This is a genomic window from Consotaella aegiceratis (assembly GCF_036541425.1).
Taxonomy (GTDB): Bacteria; Pseudomonadota; Alphaproteobacteria; order Rhizobiales; family Rhizobiaceae; genus Consotaella; species Consotaella aegiceratis.
Genome location: NZ_JAZHFT010000108.1, coordinates 1 through 2,774 on the forward strand (window position 1 = coordinate 1; position 2,774 = coordinate 2,774).

A 2,774-nucleotide genomic window follows, 5' to 3' on the forward strand; every position below is an offset into this window, starting at 1 on the left:
CAGACGCGATCTGGGTGACGGCCGCGGCCAGGGTGCCGATATGGACGTCATCGGGCGTCATCTTGGGCACGACTTGTCCATGCATGTAGGCCAGATATTCGAGCAGGTTCCAGTCGAGCGCGATGCCGCGCAGCGGGGCTTGCCAACTGTGCATGTGCGCGTTGACCAGGCCGGGAACGATGATGCGGCCTTCGGCATCCATCGTCTCGCGAACATCGCTCGCCTGGGCGTCTGCTTCCTCGCCCAGGGCCGAAATCCTGTCATCCTCGATCAGGATCGACTGGACTTTTCCAAGTTCGCCTGTGTGCGGCGACGCGATGACGTGAGCGTTGCGAATAAGGAAACCACTCATGCCTTTCCTCCCTTTCGGCAACGGCCTGAAGTTCGTTTCCGATCCAGAACCTCGCACGCTGCCTTCCGTCCGATGGGACAGTCATCGACGAGTTTTTCGAGCCCTGCCGTCTCCGACCCGCAAGATTATCCGGCCTGTTGGCGAGAGCGCCGGCTATTCAGAGCCCGGCGCGTTGGCGCGTGATCTCCTGGGTGGCGCTCCAGTCGAGATGTCCCATTCCCTGCGCGATGGCGGCGTCCATCTTGTCCGCGATGACGTCGGCGATGTCGATGGGGCAGCCGGCCGACGCGGCCGCATCGAGCATCAGCGTCAGGTCCTTCCTGCCCCCCATCATGGAGAACCCTTCCGAACCATCGGTTTCCCGTTTGAACAGTCGCTCCACGTAGAGCTTCAGCGCCGGCATCGGCAGGCTTTGCTTAAGGAAGAACGCCAGATTCTCACGTGGTACGCCGAGCTTGTCGCCGAGGGTGAAGCATTCGCCCACCACCTCGATGATGGCCGCGGCGAAAAAGTTGATGCAGAGCTTCTGACTGTTGGCAACGCCGGCCGGCCCCGGCAGACGCACGACCCGTTCGGCAAAAGCACTGCAAACGGGTTCCACGAGGGCGGCGGCGGCGGCATCGCCTGCCAGGAACTGGATCAGCTTGCCCGCCGCGGCCGCATCCGGCCGGCCGACCACGGGTCCCGAGACGTAACGGCTGCCGTGCGCCGCATGCAGCGCCTCCAGACGATTGGCGCAGTCCGGCGAGATCGTGGTCAGGCACAGGTGAACGGCGCCGGGCCGCATCGCCGTCAACGCGGCGCTCTGGTCGTGGAACAGCGCCTCGATGGATTTGTCGTCCATCAGGCTGGTCATCACCAGGTCGGCCTCGCGGATGGCGTCGACCGGGTCCGCAGCCACTCCGGCGCCAATCTCCGCTAACGGGGCAGCCTTTTCGGGACTGCGGTTCCACACGGTAAGGGCATGGTCGCCCGCCTTCGCCAGACATGTCGCCATGCCCGCCCCCATGCGGCCAAGGCCCAAGAACGCAATGTTCATGCGCTTTTCTCCTTCGATCGGAATGGCGGCGCTCGACGATTGGTCAAACGCCATCTGAAGTGCATAATATGAGCGAGGCTCATATTTCGCTACTCGCTTTCCAGGCTGTCCCGAAGGGAGGACTCGAGGCCATGCAACCCATTGATCCGTATAGAAGAAAGCCACGCCAATCGCGCTCGGAAGAGACGCTGGAGGCGATTTTCGAGGCGGCGGCTCGGATTCTTCAGACCCAGGGCCTGGACGGATTCACCACCAACGCCATCGCTCAACTGGCGGGGGTCAGTATCGGAACGCTGTACCAGTATTTTCCGAACAAGAACGCGATCCTGATCGCGATGGCGCGGCGAGAGTTGGATCTGGTCAATCGAGCGACCGTCGATCGCATCGCCGACGAACACGCGCCGGACATCGTCGAGCTCGGGCGAGCCATCGTCCGTTCGGTGCTCCAGGCTTTCGGAGGCCGCCAGCGGGTGCGCAAATTCCTGATTGAGGCCTTGATTGCCAATGATTTGGCCGACGAACTGACCCGGCCGGTCGAGGAGGCGGTGCAAGCCATCCTCGACCGAAATTCGCGGTCGCAGGGCGAACATTTCAAGATGCTGACGTCAGTGGAACTTTATGTCATGACCCGTGCGGTGATCGGCACCGTCCGCTCGGCGGTGATGGAACAATCGTCCTACCTCGGCACTGCGGAATTCGAAGACGAGCTCGTCAAGCTGTTTCTCAGCTACGTGCGTTCAAGCTCCGAAAGCGGACCGACATGACGCCAAGCGAGAGTGTTCGAGGCGCACATACTGAGCATCGGCTCCGGGCGCTGCATGCAGCTCTGCTCGACATCGCCCTTCTGATGAACGGGCCTCAGCGCTGCGAATGGCTCATTTGCGAAGCCGGAGTGCCGCTCGACCGGGCTCTTTTCTCCCTTTTCGTCGGGGTTGAGAGGTTTGGCCCCGTCGGTGTTGTGGAAATGGCCGACCGGCTGGGACGCGACCATACCACTGTCAACCGGCAGGTCGCCAAGCTTGAAAGCCTTGGCTTCGCGGAGCGCCGCAGTAGCGCAGACCGGCGCGTCCGCGGCGCCGTCATCACTCGGAAGGGCGAGGCGATAGCCAAACAGCTCGACGAAACACGCGAGAAGATCGGCCGCGCCATATTCGAGACCTGGGATCCGCGTGAGGTAGACGAGTCGGTACGCCTCATGCGAAAGTTTGCCGACACGATCAACGAACTCCCATCCCGTGGCCTTTAGGGACGAAATGCCGACGTCGACCACGGTGTCGATCGACCTCCTCGTTGACAAGTTGATCCCGTGCTTCTGGCTTTTGCGGATCAAGCAAGAGCTACGATTGCTGGCCGAGTTCACTCGGCCGACGAGCGATCGATTAT

At 62.1% G+C, this 2,774-nt stretch carries 3 protein-coding genes and 1 pseudogene; 2 read left to right on the forward strand and 2 right to left on the reverse strand.

Annotated features, from left to right (window positions below; genetic code table 11):
• Together SMD10_RS25110 and SMD10_RS25115 are read right to left on the reverse strand one after the other, a co-directional pair.
• Positions 1-352: pseudogene (locus SMD10_RS25110) on the reverse strand (amidohydrolase family protein); the annotation flags it as partial.
• A gap of 157 nt (positions 353-509) precedes the next feature.
• Complete coding sequence (locus tag SMD10_RS25115; RefSeq protein WP_331688457.1) at positions 510-1,391, reverse strand: NAD(P)-dependent oxidoreductase; 882 nt, start codon at positions 1,389-1,391, stop codon at positions 510-512.
• Between the two features lie 68 nt (positions 1,392-1,459).
• On the opposite strand from SMD10_RS25115, the gene SMD10_RS25120 reads away from it, so the two are divergent.
• Together SMD10_RS25120 and SMD10_RS25125 are read left to right on the forward strand one after the other, a co-directional pair.
• The gene (locus SMD10_RS25120; protein WP_331688458.1) at positions 1,460-2,155 is read left to right on the forward strand and encodes a TetR/AcrR family transcriptional regulator; all 696 of its coding nucleotides are present in this window, start codon (positions 1,460-1,462) and stop codon (positions 2,153-2,155) included.
• A complete protein-coding gene (locus SMD10_RS25125; RefSeq protein ID WP_331688459.1) occupies positions 2,152-2,637 on the forward strand; it encodes a MarR family winged helix-turn-helix transcriptional regulator in 486 nt (161 codons plus the stop codon). Before SMD10_RS25120 ends, SMD10_RS25125 begins: the two co-directional genes overlap by 4 nt.
• Positions 2,638-2,774: the final 137 nt, after the last annotated feature.

Excerpts from the sequence above, each read along its gene's own strand:
- SMD10_RS25115 (WP_331688457.1), bottom strand. The coding sequence starts at position 1,391 with ATGAACATTGCGTTCTTGGGCCTTGGCCGCATGGGGGCGGGCATGGCG.
- SMD10_RS25120 (WP_331688458.1), top strand. The coding sequence starts at position 1,460 with ATGAGCGAGGCTCATATTTCGCTACTCGCTTTCCAGGCTGTCCCGAAG.
- SMD10_RS25125 (WP_331688459.1), top strand. The coding sequence starts at position 2,152 with ATGACGCCAAGCGAGAGTGTTCGAGGCGCACATACTGAGCATCGGCTC.